General features: G+C 58.5%; 16 protein-coding genes. 7 read left to right on the top strand and 9 right to left on the bottom strand.

Annotated elements, in window-relative coordinates:
* Position 1 precedes the first annotated feature (1 nt).
* From ACQZ6D_RS26090 to amaB, 3 genes are all read right to left on the bottom strand, one after another.
* Complete coding sequence (locus ACQZ6D_RS26090) at positions 2-781, bottom strand: ABC transporter permease subunit (protein WP_004432039.1); 780 nt, start codon at positions 779-781, stop codon at positions 2-4.
* Positions 782-804: 23 nt separating this feature from the next.
* Positions 805-1,758 (bottom strand): aliphatic sulfonate ABC transporter substrate-binding protein, encoded by a 954-nt coding sequence (locus ACQZ6D_RS26085; protein ID WP_448730411.1) that lies wholly within the window; start codon positions 1,756-1,758, stop codon positions 805-807.
* A gap of 257 nt (positions 1,759-2,015) precedes the next feature.
* Positions 2,016-3,545 carry an L-piperidine-6-carboxylate dehydrogenase gene (gene amaB / locus ACQZ6D_RS26080; RefSeq protein WP_013762124.1) on the bottom strand — a complete coding sequence of 510 codons (1,530 nt, stop codon included), beginning with the start codon at positions 3,543-3,545 and terminating at the stop codon, positions 2,016-2,018.
* Between the two features lie 215 nt (positions 3,546-3,760).
* On the opposite strand from amaB, the gene ACQZ6D_RS26075 reads away from it, so the two are divergent.
* Positions 3,761-4,663, top strand: a complete 903-nt coding sequence (locus ACQZ6D_RS26075; RefSeq protein WP_004432029.1) for a LysR family transcriptional regulator — start codon at positions 3,761-3,763, stop codon at positions 4,661-4,663.
* A gap of 4 nt (positions 4,664-4,667) precedes the next feature.
* On the opposite strand, the gene ACQZ6D_RS26070 is transcribed toward ACQZ6D_RS26075, so the two are convergent.
* Positions 4,668-5,648, bottom strand: a complete 981-nt coding sequence (locus ACQZ6D_RS26070; protein ID WP_004432027.1) for a glutathione S-transferase family protein — start codon at positions 5,646-5,648, stop codon at positions 4,668-4,670.
* Between the two features lie 105 nt (positions 5,649-5,753).
* Entirely contained in the window at positions 5,754-6,641 is an 888-nt protein-coding gene (locus tag ACQZ6D_RS26065; protein ID WP_004432025.1) for a DMT family transporter, read from the bottom strand.
* Positions 6,642-7,017: 376 nt separating this feature from the next.
* Between ACQZ6D_RS26065 and ACQZ6D_RS26060 the strand changes: the two genes are divergently transcribed.
* Together ACQZ6D_RS26060 and ACQZ6D_RS26055 are read left to right on the top strand one after the other, a co-directional pair.
* A complete protein-coding gene (locus ACQZ6D_RS26060) occupies positions 7,018-8,349 on the top strand; it encodes a UDP-glucose dehydrogenase family protein (RefSeq protein WP_035252640.1) in 1,332 nt (443 codons plus the stop codon).
* Between the two features lie 86 nt (positions 8,350-8,435).
* Positions 8,436-9,458 (top strand): NAD-dependent epimerase, encoded by a 1,023-nt coding sequence (locus ACQZ6D_RS26055; protein ID WP_013762120.1) that lies wholly within the window; start codon positions 8,436-8,438, stop codon positions 9,456-9,458.
* A 1-nt stretch (position 9,459) separates the two neighbouring features.
* Here the strand turns inward: ACQZ6D_RS26055 and ACQZ6D_RS26050 are convergent, their stop codons facing one another.
* Genes ACQZ6D_RS26050 through ACQZ6D_RS26035 form a run of 4 tightly spaced genes read right to left on the bottom strand, consistent with a single transcriptional unit; the run spans position 9,460 to position 13,472 of the window.
* Complete coding sequence (locus tag ACQZ6D_RS26050; RefSeq protein ID WP_112751868.1) at positions 9,460-10,506, bottom strand: glutathione synthase; 1,047 nt, start codon at positions 10,504-10,506, stop codon at positions 9,460-9,462.
* Positions 10,507-10,523: 17 nt separating this feature from the next.
* Positions 10,524-12,401 (bottom strand): flavohemoglobin expression-modulating QEGLA motif protein, encoded by a 1,878-nt coding sequence (locus ACQZ6D_RS26045; protein ID WP_080801564.1) that lies wholly within the window; start codon positions 12,399-12,401, stop codon positions 10,524-10,526.
* Positions 12,398-13,228 (bottom strand): N-formylglutamate amidohydrolase, encoded by an 831-nt coding sequence (locus ACQZ6D_RS26040; protein WP_019566510.1) that lies wholly within the window; start codon positions 13,226-13,228, stop codon positions 12,398-12,400. Before ACQZ6D_RS26040 ends, ACQZ6D_RS26045 begins: the two co-directional genes overlap by 4 nt.
* A complete protein-coding gene (locus ACQZ6D_RS26035) occupies positions 13,209-13,472 on the bottom strand; it encodes a hypothetical protein (RefSeq protein ID WP_075807788.1) in 264 nt (87 codons plus the stop codon). The genes ACQZ6D_RS26040 and ACQZ6D_RS26035 overlap by 20 nt, the downstream gene beginning before the upstream one ends.
* 44 nt (positions 13,473-13,516) lie before the next feature.
* Between ACQZ6D_RS26035 and ACQZ6D_RS26030 the strand changes: the two genes are divergently transcribed.
* From ACQZ6D_RS26030 to ACQZ6D_RS26015, 4 genes are all read left to right on the top strand, one after another.
* Positions 13,517-13,744 (top strand): hypothetical protein, encoded by a 228-nt coding sequence (locus ACQZ6D_RS26030; protein WP_004431991.1) that lies wholly within the window; start codon positions 13,517-13,519, stop codon positions 13,742-13,744.
* 17 nt (positions 13,745-13,761) lie between these two features.
* The gene (locus tag ACQZ6D_RS26025) at positions 13,762-14,322 is read left to right on the top strand and encodes a type 1 glutamine amidotransferase domain-containing protein (RefSeq protein WP_004431989.1); all 561 of its coding nucleotides are present in this window, start codon (positions 13,762-13,764) and stop codon (positions 14,320-14,322) included.
* A 146-nt stretch (positions 14,323-14,468) separates the two neighbouring features.
* Positions 14,469-15,695, top strand: a complete 1,227-nt coding sequence (locus tag ACQZ6D_RS26020) for an NAD(P)/FAD-dependent oxidoreductase (protein ID WP_004431988.1) — start codon at positions 14,469-14,471, stop codon at positions 15,693-15,695.
* 150 nt (positions 15,696-15,845) lie between these two features.
* Complete coding sequence (locus ACQZ6D_RS26015; RefSeq protein WP_004431986.1) at positions 15,846-16,346, top strand: YciE/YciF ferroxidase family protein; 501 nt, start codon at positions 15,846-15,848, stop codon at positions 16,344-16,346.
* Positions 16,347-16,386 lie beyond the last annotated feature (40 nt).

Here is a 16,386-nt window from a genome sequence, read left to right as displayed (position 1 = left end):
CTCAGACTTTCTTGAAGGCTGGATGCCACTGCAGGAAGATGCTTTCGAGGAAGCGGGCGAAACTGTCCGCCAGCTTGCCAAGAAGCGCGTAAATAAGGATCGACAGCACGACGACATCGATCAGCAGGAACTCGCGCGCCTGCATGGCCATGTAGCCGAGGCCGGAAGAGGAGGAAATCGTTTCCGCCACGATAAGCGTCAGCCACATGATGCCGAGCGCATAACGCAGGCCGGTGAAAATGGACGGCAGCGCGCCGGGCAGGATCACCCGCCGGAACAGGGTGAAGGGCGACATGCCATAGGTACGCCCCATCTCCACCAGTTGCGGATCGACCCCCTGAATGCCGAGCAGCGTGTTGATGTAGATGGGGAAAAACACTCCGAGTGCCACGAGGAAAAGCTTTGCCTCCTCGTCGATGCCGAACCAGAGGATGACGAGCGGAATGAGCGCCAGATGCGGGATGTTGCGGATCATCTGCAGCGTCGTGTCGGTAAAGCTGCGGGAAAACCGCGACAGTCCGTTGGCCAGCCCGAAGATGAAACCAATCGCGCCGCCAACGGCGAAACCGGCCAGAGCGCGAGCGGAGCTGACACCGATATTGGCGATAAGTTCTCCCGAAAGCAAAAGCCGCCAGAAGGCTTCCGCGACGGCAGAGGGAGCCGGCAGGACGTTTGCCGAAATGAGACCGACGCGGGCAGCAAGCTCCCAGCCGGCAAGAATGATGGCAGGAAGCAACCAGCCCGTGATGCTTCCAGCCTCGATACGCCTTCTGATGCTCATCGCGAAGCCCTCCGTATCCGGGATCAGTTTGTGGCGCCTGACCAGACGGCATCCTTGATGCTGATCTGCTTAGGGATCAGGCCCAGGCGATAAAAGCGGTCGGCAGTTTCCTGCTGGCTGGCAATGATCTTGTCATCGATTTTCGAAATACCGAATTCCGAACGGTTTGCAGCCAGCGTCTGCGCTTCCAGCGGTACACCTGTCACCTCATGCAGGGCTGCTGCAACCTTGTCGCGGTTGGCGGCGGACCATTTGGCCGCCTCGCCCAGGGCATCAAGCGTGATATTGATGGTGTCGGCATGGGATTTGGCATAGTCGCGGTTGGCGAGGAAATAGGTGCTCACGTTGAGAACCTCGCTGGTGCGGGCCAGAGTGACGGGCTTATAGCGGGTCTCGGCAATTGCATAGAACGGATCCCAGACGGCCCAGGCGTCGATCTTGTCGCTGGCAAAGGCTGCCGCCGCGTCAGCCGGGCTGAGATAGACCACGTCGATATCGCTAAATTTCAGGCCGTTCTTCTCAATTGCCGCCACCAGCAGATTGTGGGCGCTTGTGCCCTTGCCGACGCCGACCTTCTTGCCCTTCAGATCGGCAACCGACTTTATACCGCTCTCGGGCTTGGTGAAGATCGCCTCACCCTTACCGTTCGAGGGAAGAGCCGCAACGTAAACGATGGCCGAACCGGCCGCCTGACCGAAGATTGGCGGCGCATCGCCCGTCCAGCCGACATTGATGGAGCCAACATTCAAGGCCTCCACCAGCGGCGGGCCTGCGGTGAATTCGACCCACGAAACCTTGACGCCCTTGGCCTCAAGCGCCTTTTCGATGACGCCCTGTTGCCTCGCGATCACCGGCAGGCCGGTTTTCTGATAACCGATCTTCAGCTCTTCCGCCGCCTGCGCCCGCAAGGGCAGCACGGATAATGCAGCGGCAACAAGAAAACTGGCGAAGAGGGCACGACGGGTAATGGCTGGCATTTTAGCTCCTTGTCGCCGACCCCTGGGGCCGGTTTGCGATATGGAGCAATGCTAGGGTTTTCGATGAAAACGATAGAGAGAGGATAATTCAATATCAGCGATATTGCGGGAATAAAATTCCGCAGAGACGCCTCTTTCCCGTAAATCATCGCAGGAGGCATCATCCAGCCTACTTAACAGACGAATGCCGGTGCGGACTGGCCGCACCGGCATGATGGATCAATATCGCTATCGAACGCGCAAACTTGCGAAGCGATTTACTCGATATCGAAGGAAACGCCCTGCGCCAAAGGCAGCGCCTTGGAGTAGTTGATGGTGTTGGTGGCGCGGCGCATATAGGCCTTCCATGCATCCGAACCGGATTCGCGGCCACCGCCGGTTTCCTTTTCACCACCGAATGCGCCGCCGATTTCCGCGCCCGAGGTTCCGATATTGACGTTGGCGATGCCGCAATCCGAGCCTTCCGAAGACAGGAAACGTTCCGATTCCTGAATGTCACGGGTGAAGATCGACGACGACAGACCAGCGGCAACGGCGTTATGCGCGTCAATCGCCTGATCGAGATCGCTGTACTTCATCACATAAAGGATCGGCGCGAAGGTCTCTTCCAACACCGGCCCTGCCTGTTCAGGCATTTCGACAAGTGCCGGCTTTACATAATAGGCATCCGGCGCACCCGTATCCACTCGCCCGCCGCCATTCACCACGCCGTCATGCGCCTTGGCCGCTTCGAGCGCCTTCTGCATGCCGTCGAAAGCCGCCTTGTCCACCAGCGGTCCTACAAGCGCCGATGTTTCGAGCGGATTGCCGACGGAGACGGAGGCGTAGGCCTTTTTCAGACGCGGCACGAGCTGGTCGTAAACACTGTCATGCACGAAGAGACGGCGAAGCGTGGTGCAGCGCTGGCCGGCCGTGCCCATGGCGCCGAAGGCAATGGCGCGCAGCGCCATGTCGAGATCGGCAGACGGGCAGACGATGCCGGCATTGTTGCCGCCCAGTTCCAGAATGGCGCGGGCGAAGCGCTTCGCCAGACGCGGGCCGACATCGCGGCCCATGCGGGTGGAACCGGTGGCAGAAACTAGGGGAACCTTGGGGTTGTCCACCAACGCTTCACCAACGGCGCGGTCGCCGATCAGAAGCTGCGACAGCCCTTCCGGCGCATCGCCAAAACGGGCTACGGCACGTTCGAAGATGCCCTGAACCGCAAGTGCCGTCAGCGGGGTCTTTTCAGATGGCTTCCAGACCACCGAATTGCCGCAGACCAGCGCGAGCGCCGCGTTCCACGACCAGACCGCGACCGGAAAATTGAAGGCGGAGATAACGCCGACAACGCCGAGCGGATGCCAGGTTTCCATCATACGGTGGCCGGGGCGTTCGGTGGCGATGGTGAGGCCGTAAAGCTGGCGGGACAAACCGACCGCGAAATCGCAGATATCGATCATCTCCTGCACTTCGCCGAGACCTTCGGACGGGACCTTGCCCGCTTCCAGCGAGACGAGCCGACCGAGATCTGCCTTGAAGGAGCGCAGTTCTTCGCCCAGAAGCCGGATCAGTTCGCCACGGCGCGGAGCAGGCACGTTGCGCCAAATCTTGAAGGCGGCATCGGCCTTGTCGACCACGGCTGCGACACCCTCGACCGAAATGGTCTTGAGGCTTGCGATCTGTTCACCCGTTACCGGGCTGAACGACGCCATATCGCCGCCGGTATAAAGATCGCGGGCGACGCCCATTCTGTCGAGCAGGGCCGCGGCTTCCTGTTTCACGTCAAGCTTCGTGGTCGCATCCATGTCAAATTATCCTTTTTGGCTCAAAAGGGAGGAAAGGCCGTTTTTGATACGGCGCTTTCAACTCCCGTCGCTGTTCTTTCCCCGAATTTATCATTTTGTGAAACGGGGCCTCAGTCGAAGCCGGCAAAACACCGTTCCATTCTTTCCCGTAATCATATATGGCCATAATGACCCTTTTCCAATGAGGAAAGCGGGTAAGTTGATGCGAGAATGGTATGGATCCGCGCAGAAGACTGGTCCCTGATATCGTAACCCTGCAAGCATTCGAGTGTGCCGCTAGGCATGGGAATTTTACCCGTGCGGCGGAAGAACTCAACCTCACGCAAAGTGCGGTCAGCCGGCAGATCGGCGAACTTGAGGCGCAGACCGGAATGCAGCTTTTCGAACGCATCCGCCGGCGCGTCGTCCTTTCGGAAGCGGGCCGCAAATTCCTGCCAGACGTGCGGCGCCTGTTGCAGCAATCCGAACAGCTGATGGTGCGCGCGGTCTCGGCCGGAACATCTCATGCATCGCTCTCCGTCGCCACCCTGCCAACCTTCGGCAGCCGCTGGCTAATGCCGCGTCTGCACCGCTTCATCGACGCCAACCCGGAAATGACCATCACCATCGGCTCGCGCTCGCACCCCTTCGATTTCGATGAGGAAGGTTTCGACCTGGCCATCCATTACGGCCAGCCGGTCTGGGCGCACGGCACCTGCACCTTTTTATGCAACGAAGTGATCGTGCCGGTCGCCAGCCCCGCTCTGCTTCAGCGCGCGGGAATGAGAGAGCCGGAGGATTTTAACCGCCAACCGTTGCTGCACGTGACCACACGGCCGAAACTATGGACTGAGTGGCTGGAGATGAATGGGGTAACGGCGGAGAATGCCTATAGAGGCAGCCGTTTCGACCAGTTTTCTATGATCATTGAAGCAGCTATAAGCGGCATCGGCTTCGCCCTTCTGCCGAAATATCTGATCGAGGCGGAACTCGTCTCCGGCCGTCTCGAAATCGTCTTCGACATTCCACTGCAAACCGACAAGAGCTATTACGTCGCCCTGCCGGAAGGGCGGCAGGACAATGTCCTTGCCCGCGCCTTCCAGGCATGGCTTCTCGATCAGGTCGGCAAGCCGGCCTAGATATTCACACAGTGCCGCCGATGGAAACCTCGTCAAGCCCCGGCAGATCGGGGCCGACCGGCACGATCCGGGTCGGATTGAGCGCCTTGATCGAATAATAACCGCGCTTGATGTGGTCGATATTGACCGTGTCACGCACGCCCGGAATGTTCAGCACCCGCATCATATAGGCCTGCAGGGCCCGATAGTCGGCAATGCGGCGAAGGTTGCACTTGAAGAGGCCGTAATAGGCGGCATCGAAACGCACCAGCGTCACGAAAAGCCTGACATCCGTTTCCGTCAGGCGATCGCCGAAGAGGAAGGGACCGCCTGATGCCAGGCGAGTTTCAAGTTCCTGAAGTGTCGCGAAGACGTCGGCAAAGGCTTCCTCATAGGCAAGCTGAGTGGTGGCAAAACCGGTTCTGTAGACACCGTTGTTGAGGCGGGGATAGATATGGTCGTTGAGCGCATCAATCGCGTCCCGCAGATCTTCCGGATAAAGATCGATGCCGTTATCGGCCAGATCGCCGAAGCCGGAATTCAGCATGCGGAGAATGTCGGCGGATTCGTTGTTGACGATGGTTTTCGTCTTCTTGTCCCAAAGAACCGGAACGGTGGCACGGCCGGTATAATGCGGATCGGCGCTGGTATAGGCTTCGTGCATATAAGCGAAGCCGTTCAGCCCGTCGCGGTCCGAACCTGGATAATCGCCGAATTTCCAACCCTCGTCGGAGAGCGCCGGCTCCACAATTGAGACCGAAATGACATCTTCAAGCTTCTTGAGCTTGCGGCCGATCAGCGTGCGTGAGGCCCATGGACAAATCAGCGCGACATAGAGATGATAGCGCCCAGCCTCGGCCTTGAAACCGCCCTCTCCCGTCGGGCCTGCTGAACCATCAGACGTTACCCAGTTGCGGAAGCCGGATGTCTGGCGAACGAAACCACCCTTCTTGTCGGTCGCCTGCACCGGGTGCCATTCGGCGGTCCACTTTCCATCCACGAGCATTTTGGGCTCTCCATTCATCTATCGATGAAAAGCTTATGGGGCCGTCTGCACCCACCCCGCAAGCCGCGCTTCGGTTGACGCACTGTTTCCGATCGATGGATGACTTCAAAGCCGATTGCGGAAAAACGGATTCCAGCGAACTGTGCCGAGCCTGACCCTTTCGCGGATCATCGTCAGAAGTCCCGATGCGGCGATGACACCCAGCCCAAGCACCGCGATCGCATCTGGATATTCGTGGAAGAAAGTCATGCCGATCGCCACGGCCCAGAGGATCTGAGAATAATGCGAGGGTGCAATCTGGCTGGCCGGCGCGATACGTGTTGCGACGAGCAGCGTTATCTGTCCCGTCGCCGTGCAGAGGCCGATGAAGGCAAAGGCGGCGAACTGGTGCAGATTGGGCATGACGAACTCGGGAATAGAGGCAATGCCGTTGAAGGTGAGGCCGTAGACCAAAAGCACGCCCATTATCGAGGTGCGCTTCTCCTTGCCCGCAAGCGAGCGGAGCAGCACGATAGTCATTGCTGCCAGGAATGCGACACCGATGGCTGCGACGTGCCCGAGTTCCAGCGCCTTGAAGCCGGGCCGCACGACGAGCAGAACACCGACGATGCCGGCCAGAACGGCCGCCCAGCGCCATGGCCCTATATCTTCCTTCAATACGACAGCCGACAGCACTGTCACAAACAGCGGTGAGAGAAAGATCAGCGCATAGGCTTCGGCCAGCGGAATGGTGGTGAAGGCATAGATGCCGAGAATACCGGCGAACAGGCCGGAAATCGCCCGCCCGTGCACCGCAAACGGACGGCTCATGCGCCAGAATTCACGCCACCTTTCCTCACGAGGCTTGCTGAAGAAGATGAAAATGCCGGAAAACAGGATGCTGAAAAAGCCGATCTCGAAAACGCTGATCTGTGATCCAAGCGACTTGATCGTGGCATCGCCCAGGGAAAAGGTCGCATAAGCGAACAGACCGAGCAGAAAACCCTTTTGCATTTGAACTTCCCCGAACAGCGACCGCAACGCAAAGCGCACCCCGGCCGCTTAAAGCAACCCGGACGCCCCTTAAGGGACAGACAGTCTGGCAGATTTGATCCTCACCCTATGGCTAGACCCGGCTACCTATGAGTGCAAGCCGCAAAAGCCGCAAAAACATCCGATCCGACCGCATCGATGCAGATGGCCGCAAGGTGCGGCAAATTTGTCCCGCCGACGCCATCATATCACCGTCACGGAAAGAGGTTAGCCCGTGTTGATCGTGGCGCTTGGCGGCAAGCGTGAAGGCGGCTAAACAATGTGGTGTGATTGCACCCGCTGATTTCGCCTGAAGCTTGCTGCGCGAACATCGCCTCACGAACCGAAAGGAAGAAGAATGCGGATAGTGATGATCGGTGCCGGTTATGTCGGCCTTGTTTCCGGTGCGTGTTTTGCCGATTTCGGCCATGACGTGATCTGCGTGGACAAGATGCCGGAGAAGATCGAAGCGCTGAAAAGCGGCCATATCCCGATCTTCGAACCGGGTCTGGAGGTCATCGTTGCCAACAACGCCAAGGCGGGCCGATTGAGCTTCACCACCGATCTCTCCTCCGCGGTTGCCAATGCCGATGTCGTGTTCATCGCGGTCGGCACGCCCTCGCGGCGCGGCGACGGCCACGCCGATCTCGGGTATGTCTATGCGGCGGCGAAAGAAATCGCCCATTCGCTTGACGGCTTCACCGTCATCGTCACCAAGTCTACCGTCCCCGTCGGCACGGGGGACGAGGTGGAACGCATCATCCGCGAAGAAAACCCCTCGGCCGATTTTGCCGTGGTTTCCAACCCGGAATTTCTGCGGGAAGGCGCGGCCATCGAGGATTTCAAGCGACCGGACCGCATCGTCGTCGGTCTTTCCGACGAGCGCGCCCGCCCGGTGATGACGGAGGTTTACCGTCCGCTCTATCTCAACCAGTCGCCTTTGCTCTTCACCACCAGGCGCACTTCGGAACTGATCAAATATGCCGCCAACGCCTTTCTGGCGATGAAGATCACCTTTATCAACGAAATGGCGGATCTGTGCGAAAAGGTCGGCGCCAATGTTCAGGATATTTCGCGCGGCATCGGCCTCGATGGCCGCATCGGCGCGAAGTTCCTGCATGCCGGCCCCGGTTATGGCGGTTCCTGTTTCCCCAAGGATACGTTGGCGCTTGCCAAGACCGCACAGGACTATGACGCGCCTGTGCGGCTGATCGAGACCACCATTGCCATCAACGACAACCGCAAGCGCGCCATGGGCCGCAAGGTCATCAACGCGGTGGGTGGCGACGTGCGCGGCAAGAAGATCGCCGTCCTTGGCCTGACCTTCAAGCCCAATACCGACGATATGCGCGACAGCCCGGCAATTGCAATCATCCAGACCCTCCAGGACGGTGGCGCCAAGGTGGTCGGCTACGATCCGGAGGGAATGGTGAATGCCCGCCATGTCATCGAGGATATCGACTATGCCAGCGGTCCCTACGAGGCTGCCGAAGGCGCCGATGCCGTCGTGATCGTGACGGAATGGAACCAGTTCCGCGCACTCGATCTGCCGCGCCTGAAGGCCATCATGAAAAACCCCGTTCTGGTGGATCTACGCAATATCTACCGCACGGACGAGGTCACCGGGCACGGCTTCGTTTATGCCGGCATTGGCCGCCCGCACGACAGCAGTTCCGACAAGGGCCAATAGCGGTTTCGCCTTCGAAGTTTCATTAAAACGGTTTTTGCGCTTCGGTTCGGCCGCAAACGCACCAACGGATTTGGGATATAGTCATCATGCGTTATCTGGTTACCGGCACCGCGGGCTTCATCGGTTTTTACGTTGCCAAACGGCTGCTCGATGCCGGCCATTTCGTAACCGGTTTCGACGGCATGACGAAATATTACGATGTCAGCCTGAAAGAAAAACGCCATGCGATCCTTTCCCGCTCCAACGGTTTCAGGGCCGAAATCGGCATGCTGGAAGATACGGATGCGCTGAAGCGCGCGGCAGAGGCTGCCGAACCGGAAATCATAATTCACCTCGCCGCGCAGGCGGGTGTTCGCTACAGCCTCGAAAATCCACGCGCCTATATCGATTCAAATCTCATCGGATCGTGGAACATGCTGGAGCTTGCCAAGAACCTGCGTGTCAAACACCTGATGCTGGCTTCGACTTCCTCCATCTACGGCGCCAATGAAAAAATTCCCTTTGCGGAAAGCGACAAGGCCGACGAGCCGATGACGCTTTATGCGGCCACCAAAAAATCGATGGAATTGATGGCGCACAGCTACGCCCATCTTCACAAATTGCCCACCACAGCCTTCCGTTTCTTCACGGTTTACGGACCGTGGGGACGGCCGGACATGGCGCCAATCAAATTCGTCGACGCCATCTCGAACGGCGAGCCGATCGATATTTACGGCCAAGGCAATATGAGCCGCGACTTCACCTATATCGATGACCTCGTTGAAGGTATCGTCCGGCTGAGCCAGGTCATTCCGTCCGAGGAAAACCGGGTAACTGAGGAAGGCGTCACCGACACGCTGTCGCACCACGCACCCTTCCGCATCGTCAATATTGGCGGCGGCCAACCGGTAGAGCTGATGCACTTTGTCGAAACGGTCGAAAAGGCGGTCGGCAGGCCGGCAATCCGCAACATGTTGCCGATGCAGCAGGGAGACGTTCCCCGCACCTTCGCTTCACCCGATCTTCTGAGGGCCTTGACGGGCTATGTGCCGCAAACCCCGGTTGAGGAGGGCATCAAGGCCCTCGTCGCCTGGTATCGTGACATGCAGTCGACGGAGCTGCGCGAATAAATCAAAGCGTCGCCAGCAGACGATTTGAAAGCATACCGCCGGAGGCGCTCTGCATGGCGATCTTGGTTTCCACGGCTTCGATGATCGTATCGCTGAAATCGACATCGGTGAGGTCGCGAATGTTGGAGAGACCGCCGGGCGAAAACACGTTCACCTCCAGTATCTTGTCGCCGACAATATCAAGCCCGACCAGGAACATACCGTCTTCCACCAGCTTCGGCCGCATCATTTCGGCAAGCGCCACAATCTCGTCCGTCACCTTCACGGCCTCGGCAGTGCCCTTGGCGTGAATGTTGGAGCGCAGATCGCCTTTTGCCGGAACGCGGCGCAAAGCCGCATATTGTCCGTCACGCATCAGAGGCTTGCCATTCATCATGAAGAACCGAATATCGCCATCCTTGGCGGCCGGCAGATAGGCCTGTGCGATCAAGTAACCTTCGAGACTGACCGCCTCGAAAATCTGGTTGAGATTGGCCTCCTTGCTGGAGCCGATCTTGAAGACGTTCTTGCCGCCTGAACCCTGCAGCGGCTTGACGATGACACCCTTAGGGTGGGTATCCGCAAATGCGCGTATTTCATCGACATTGCGCGAGATGATCGTGGTCGGGCGTACGATTTCCGGAAAGCTCTGGAAATAGAGCTTGTTCTGCGCCAGCGCCAATCCTTCCGGGTCGTTCAAAACCACAACGCCGCGCTGTTCTGCCAGCCGCCCGAACAGAATGCCGGCATGCACCGCCCATGGCCGCGTCGTCTGATCCAGCGAGGGATCGTTGCGCAGCATCAGCGCGTCGATTTCCTCTACATCCATGGTACGCCGTTCCAGTGCTTTGTCCTGAAGTGCAGCGTGAAAAGCATCGGCTTTCTTGTATTTGGCCTTCGGTAGAACGGTGGCGTGTACGGTCAGGCTATCATCCGAGCGCAAGGTAAAATCGCCAGGCGTCAGATACACCACCTCGTGACCGCGATTGAGCGCCGCTATGGCCAGCAGGCCGGTTGCGAAAGTAGGCCCCTCAGTTTCGATGGAATTGACGAAAAATGCGATACGCATAAGCCCCTCCTGTAATATTACAATGTCGCCAGTTCGGCGATGGATAATCCGGCCCGTATCTTTTCCAGCCGCTCATTGGCCTTGGCCGGCAGCAGAAAAGCGGGACGTACGCCCGGCGGACGCAAGAGGCCGCGCAAGGCAAGCTCCTGCATCACCGGGAAATGGGCAGCGGCAATCTTGCCCATCCAGAACGGATCGAGCGCGCCGCCCTTGCGCAGATGCTCCAGCACCTCCGCAAGCCCACGCAGATAGATCGCGTCCTTGGAAAGACCGCCGCCACGATAGATGCGCAAAACCATGTTGAAGGCGCCAGCCTCGTCGAAACCATGATCGCGGGTCATAGTCCGGAACGTCTCAACAAAAGTCGCGCCGTCCAGCATGGCGGCGCAGCCGACGACACGGCCGGCGATCAGCCGCAGGCGCTCGCGCGTCATGCCGCCGGCCAGATGTTCCGCCAGCACTGCCAGCCCTTCCTGCACGCCCTCGTAACCGGAAAGGCCGGTGCGGAAGAGCCGGAGGCCCTGAAACGAACCGTTGAAATAAGTGAGGAGATGCACGCCGATCTCATGCGACAGCAGCGCTTCGACCCGGCGCTGTTCCATGACGGTGTGGCGAGAAATCAGGAGCTTCTCGCCCGTCACCATCAGGCCAGGCGGCAGGTCATCCCTGATCTCGACACGCGCCTTGAATTCCGGCTCCTCCGCCAGATAGGTCTCGATCATCTCGCGCGATTTTTTGGCGACCGCATAACAATCGACCATGGCGATTTCGCCGCTCTCATCCTTGCGTGGGCAATCGGCAAGCACCTTGAGCGCCAGCGTCAAAAGCGCGGGTTCGACGGCTCCGTAAAGGGCGCGGGAGAAATCGGTGAAAGTACGGCGATGCAGATTGGCGAGCATGGTCAGTTGCAGATCGATCTCCTGCTGTTTCTCCCGGTAGAGATGATAGAGCACCGGGTCTTCCAGATGATCGAAAACGACGGAATAGAGCTTGCGTTTCTGCTCCTCGACGTCAACGCCGAGCGGCCGGTAAAGCAGGCGCGGCGCATATTGGAAGCTGCCGTCGCGAAATTCCTCGAAGGCCCGGCGGGCATTGATCGGCGTCACGGACAGAAGAAAATCAAAGGACGAGACGATGTCGTCTATTGAACGATCGGCACGTCTGACGGCATCAACGAAGGCCTTGCGGCCGAGAGCGCGATGGCTGGTAACCTTGAGTGCTTCTTTACCGGCAGCGAATGACGAGAAGGCCTGAAGGCCGGCATCGAAAATATCCGCAATCATCGTCTCGCGCAGGCCGGGATAATCGGCGCCGGATTCAGGCTGTCGGTAGATCGGCGCGAAACGCACGCTGATGCAAGGAAAATCAAGCCCGGCATTTTGAAATCTGAGGATCGGATCGGCATCCGGTTCCGGACGGGTTATGCGGGGCGTGCGGAAACGCACTTCGGCATCACAAACCGCCTTGATGAAAACACGGCGGGCACTTTGCGTTTCCGGCTCAGATGTTGCAGAGACGGAAACCTCATAATGCGGCAGGAAAGGTGAATCGTCAGCGAGCAGAATGTCGTGTTCCAGTTCGCCGATATCGAGAACCATGAAGGCGCCGAAACGTTCGCGCATGGCCGTGCCGACGGCTGCAATTAGGGGTGCAGCCTCCTGAATGCTCGATGCGATCAGATAAGATGCATGCGCAGAGGCGATATCGCGGGCCGCAAGGTCCTTCGTGCCACCAGTCAGATGCAGGCAAAGAAACGGCAGCGGCCGGTCGATATGCAGCCGGCCGTTCTTTCCGACATCACGACGGACGGCTTTGCCGGCCTCAAGGCAGGCGACGACATCGTCTACCAGCTCGATAACCGGTAACGGTTCACTACGCGCCGAGGAGACGTTCATCGCCGCGCCCTCAGGCACTCTTCGAGTACCGGCTGAAGTGCCGTGATAGCGTCGCGAATATCGGAAACGACGCGCTTATCCGGCTTACCGGTCCACTCGTCCATGAAGAATTTCTTGAACTCCACTGCGATGGCGCAGCCGTTCTGCGCAAAACGCTCGTGAATAAACCGGGTCTGCTCACCCTTGCCCTGAAAGGCGACGTTCTCGCGTACATCAAGGCGGCGTCCGCCGATGGTGGCTGTCGCAAAATGATGGCCCACCGCACTCACGACGTCACTCCAGCGGCTGCGATCCATGGAAAATGTGCCGATATTGATATCAGGCGCTTCCGCCTGGGGCGTTTGCGGCGCTGTAGCGCCCTGCCGGCGATGATTGTAGCTGTGTATGTCCAGCACGACAAAAGCACCATGCCGCCGCTCGACGGTTGAAAGAACTGCTTCGAGCATTGCGTAATAGTCGGCATGAAAATCGAGCGATTGCCGGGTGGCCTCTTCCGGCGGCTCCTGTTTCCAGACCTCCAGCCCCCAGGATTGTTCCGGCTTCAGATAAACTGCCTGATCGGCGGACCGGTTGAGATCGATTTCGAAACGCGAATGGTGAACGACAATGCGGTTTGTCATCCCCGCGATCATCTCGCCGGTAAAAGGGTCTTCCTCTCTCAGCCGCTGGTCGGCGGAAATAGCCATCAGCGAGGCTATGTCCGGGCGAATGAGATGACCATCATGAATGGCCGTGCCGATGATCGGTGAATTGCCGAAGTCGATCGACCAGAAACCCTTGTTTTCGTCGTTGCCGCGGCACTCGCCGTCACTGTGTCTGGCTGTCATGCTGCCTCCCCTGCATCTGGGCTAAAACAGCACGACTTGCCGGTTTGTTCCGATAAAAATTGCGCGCGATACATTTGTCCTTGGCAAGAATCCGCCTGAAAAAATGCGGAACCATACCGGAAAGCTCACGTTGTTCTGGCAGGAGGGCCGCCGTGTCAAACGGACACGATGGCGCTGAAGAACATCGGGATTTTTCCGTTTTCTCCCGGTGGCCAACGAAATGGCAGCCGAGCTTCTTACCCATCCGGCGCCCTCCGTCCCCGCTTTCCACGCACAAGGAACCGCGACATGGAAAAGACCGAAACGCGTAAACTTGCAGAAGAATATCTGCGGCTCGGCGGCACCCGTCAGGTCATGATCGACGACAACAAGACCTTCGTGCGCCAATGGGAAGACGAACCGGCAGAAGCCGAGACCTTCTGGCAAACGAATATCGAAAAGCTCGATCCGGAGCGCCGTGAGGATGTGGAGTTTTTTCTGCCCTCCGTGAATTCGGACAAAGACGAAAACAGATAAACAGGAAGGAAACAGACATGACTGCCATCAACACTGCAAAAATCGTCATTCTCGCAACGGACGGCTATGAGCGTTCGGAACTGCGCGTGCCATATGATCAGCTGAAGGCCAAGGGCGCGGACGTCAAGATCGCCTCGATCAAGGATGGTGAGATCAAGAGCTGGGACGAAAAGAACTGGGGCGACAGCATCGCCGTCGATATGTCCGCGAAGAACGTCAGCGCCAATGATTTCAATGCACTCGTCCTGCCCGGCGGCCAGATCAATCCGGACGTATTGCGTCATGACGAGGATGCAATGCGCGTGGTGCGAGATTTCGTCAAATCCGGCAAGGTCGTGGCTGCCATCTGCCATGCCCCTTGGCTTCTGGTTGAAGCAGATGCCCTGCGCGGTCGTGACGCGACCTCCTATTGGTCGATCAAAACCGACCTGAAAAATGCCGGCGCCAACTGGAAGGACGAAAAGGTTGTGACCGATAAGGGCATCATCACGTCTCGCAGCCCCGATGATCTGGACGCCTTCGTCGCCAAAATCATCGAGGAGGTCGAAGAAGGCAACCACGAGCGCCGCGCTGCCTAAGGGCCGTAAAGCGGAAAAAAACCAGAGCGCATCCGGCCTATCCAAAATGGCCGGATGCGCTCTCTGTCTTTGTTTGTTCGCATTTTCCAGACGTAACCCGCCAGGCGTTTCCACCGTAAATGCCCTGCACCTTTCAGGAAAACTCCATGCCCACATCGGAACTGACGAAGGAACGCGACCTCAGGGAATCGAAACCCCTTTGGGCCGACACGCCACGCATAGGCCTCCGCACCAGAAACACCCCGAGTTCCGACCATTACGATACGATCGTCGTCGGCGCCGGCATCAGCGGCGCGCTTGCCGCCCATGCGTTGCAGAGACCGGGGCAATCCATGCTGATCGTCGACCGGCGTGATCCGGTGATGGGCAGCAGTGTCGCCAGCACTGCGATGATACAGCACGAGATCGACACACCCCTGATCGAGCTCAGAAAGATGATCGGCAAGGATGCTGCTGATCGGGCGTGGCAGCGCTCCGCGCGCGCCGTGCTGCGGCTGGAGGAAATCGTTTCTTCGCTTGGCATTTCCTGCAGCATGGCGCGCAAACAGGCGCTTTATCTTGCCGGAGACGAGATGGGTTTGCGTGCATTGAAGGCCGAAGCGGCAGCGCGCGAAGAGGCCGGGATCGAGGCCCGCTTTCTCGACACCGCAGAACTTAAAAACGACTATGCGATTGAGCGGACAGGGGCGATCCTCAGCGATATCTCCGCTTCCGCCAATCCGGCGCAGCTGACGGCAGGCCTGTTGCGCCACACAGCGGGCGCCGGCGCTGAGATCGTTTCACAACTTGAAATCACCGATCTTCGAAATCTCGGTGACGAGGTGGTCGTCGCCACAGCACAGGGCGAAATCATTTCCGCGCGCAATATCGTTTTCTGCACCGGATACGAATTCCTGAAATCGCTCGAAAGCCCGAAACACCAGATCATCTCCACCTGGGCGCTGGCGAGTGCGAAGGGTATCGATCTGCCGGACTGGCTGAATAGCCACATCCTCTGGGAGGCTTCAGATCCCTATCTCTACCTGCGCACCGACCGGGACGGGCGCCTTATTGCCGGTGGTGAGGATGAAGAGAACTCCACATCCTACCTGTCTGAGAGCAAGCTTGCCTCCAAGGCGGATGCAATCAAACGCAAGATCGAAAAGCTTCTTGGCGTCGACATCGGCGAACCCGAATATCGCTGGGCGGCCGGCTTCGGCACGACCACCACGGGCCTGCCGCTGATCGGCGCGGTTCCCGGCATGAAGAACGTTTATGCCGTCATGGGCTTTGGCGGCAACGGCATCACCTTCAGCCAGATCGCCGCCGAAATAGTCGCCGCCGCCGTTAATGGTGGCAAGGACCCCGACGCCGATCTCTTCCGTTTCGACTGATGCCCCCTCGTCATCCCGTATGCGGCGGAGCGTCTGCTGGAATATAAAACGTTGCGCGCAACAGAGCCGGAACCATAGGGGCTCCGAAAGGTTTGTCTCCAGTGCGCAATGGCGTACATCACGCACTTTCACACGATGGGAGAAGAACCAATGGCCGAGAAAAAACTCGACGACCTGTTTTACGATACGCTGAAGGATATCTATTACGCCGAAAGGCAGATCCTGAAAGCTCTGCCGAAAATGGCGCGGGCAGCGACAGACCCGAAGCTGAAACAGGCCTTCGAAAAGCACAAGGAAGAAACGCAGGGCCAGATCGAACGCCTGCAGGAAGTGTTCGAGATCATCGGCAAGCGGGCGCAGGGTAAGACCTGCGAGGCCATCCAGGGCATCATTGCCGAGGGTGAAGAGATCATGGACGATTTCAAGGGCACAGCAGCTCTCGATGCCGGTCTCATTTCCTCGGCTCAGGCGGTCGAACATTACGAAATCGCCCGTTATGGCACCCTGAAGGCATGGGCCGAAAAGCTTGGTCACGCCAATGCCGTTACCCTGCTGGATGCGACGCTGAAGGAAGAGTCCAAAACGGACGATGCGCTGAGCGCGCTTGCCAAGACATCGATCAATGCCGCAGCACAAAAAAAGGCGGCCTGATCGCCTTTTCCAACTGCACAAGCAAAAACCGGAATGGTCA

The sequence above is a fragment of the Agrobacterium sp. 22-3639C2 genome (assembly GCF_053522105.1).
This window is presented reverse-complemented; position numbering and strand designations above follow the sequence as displayed.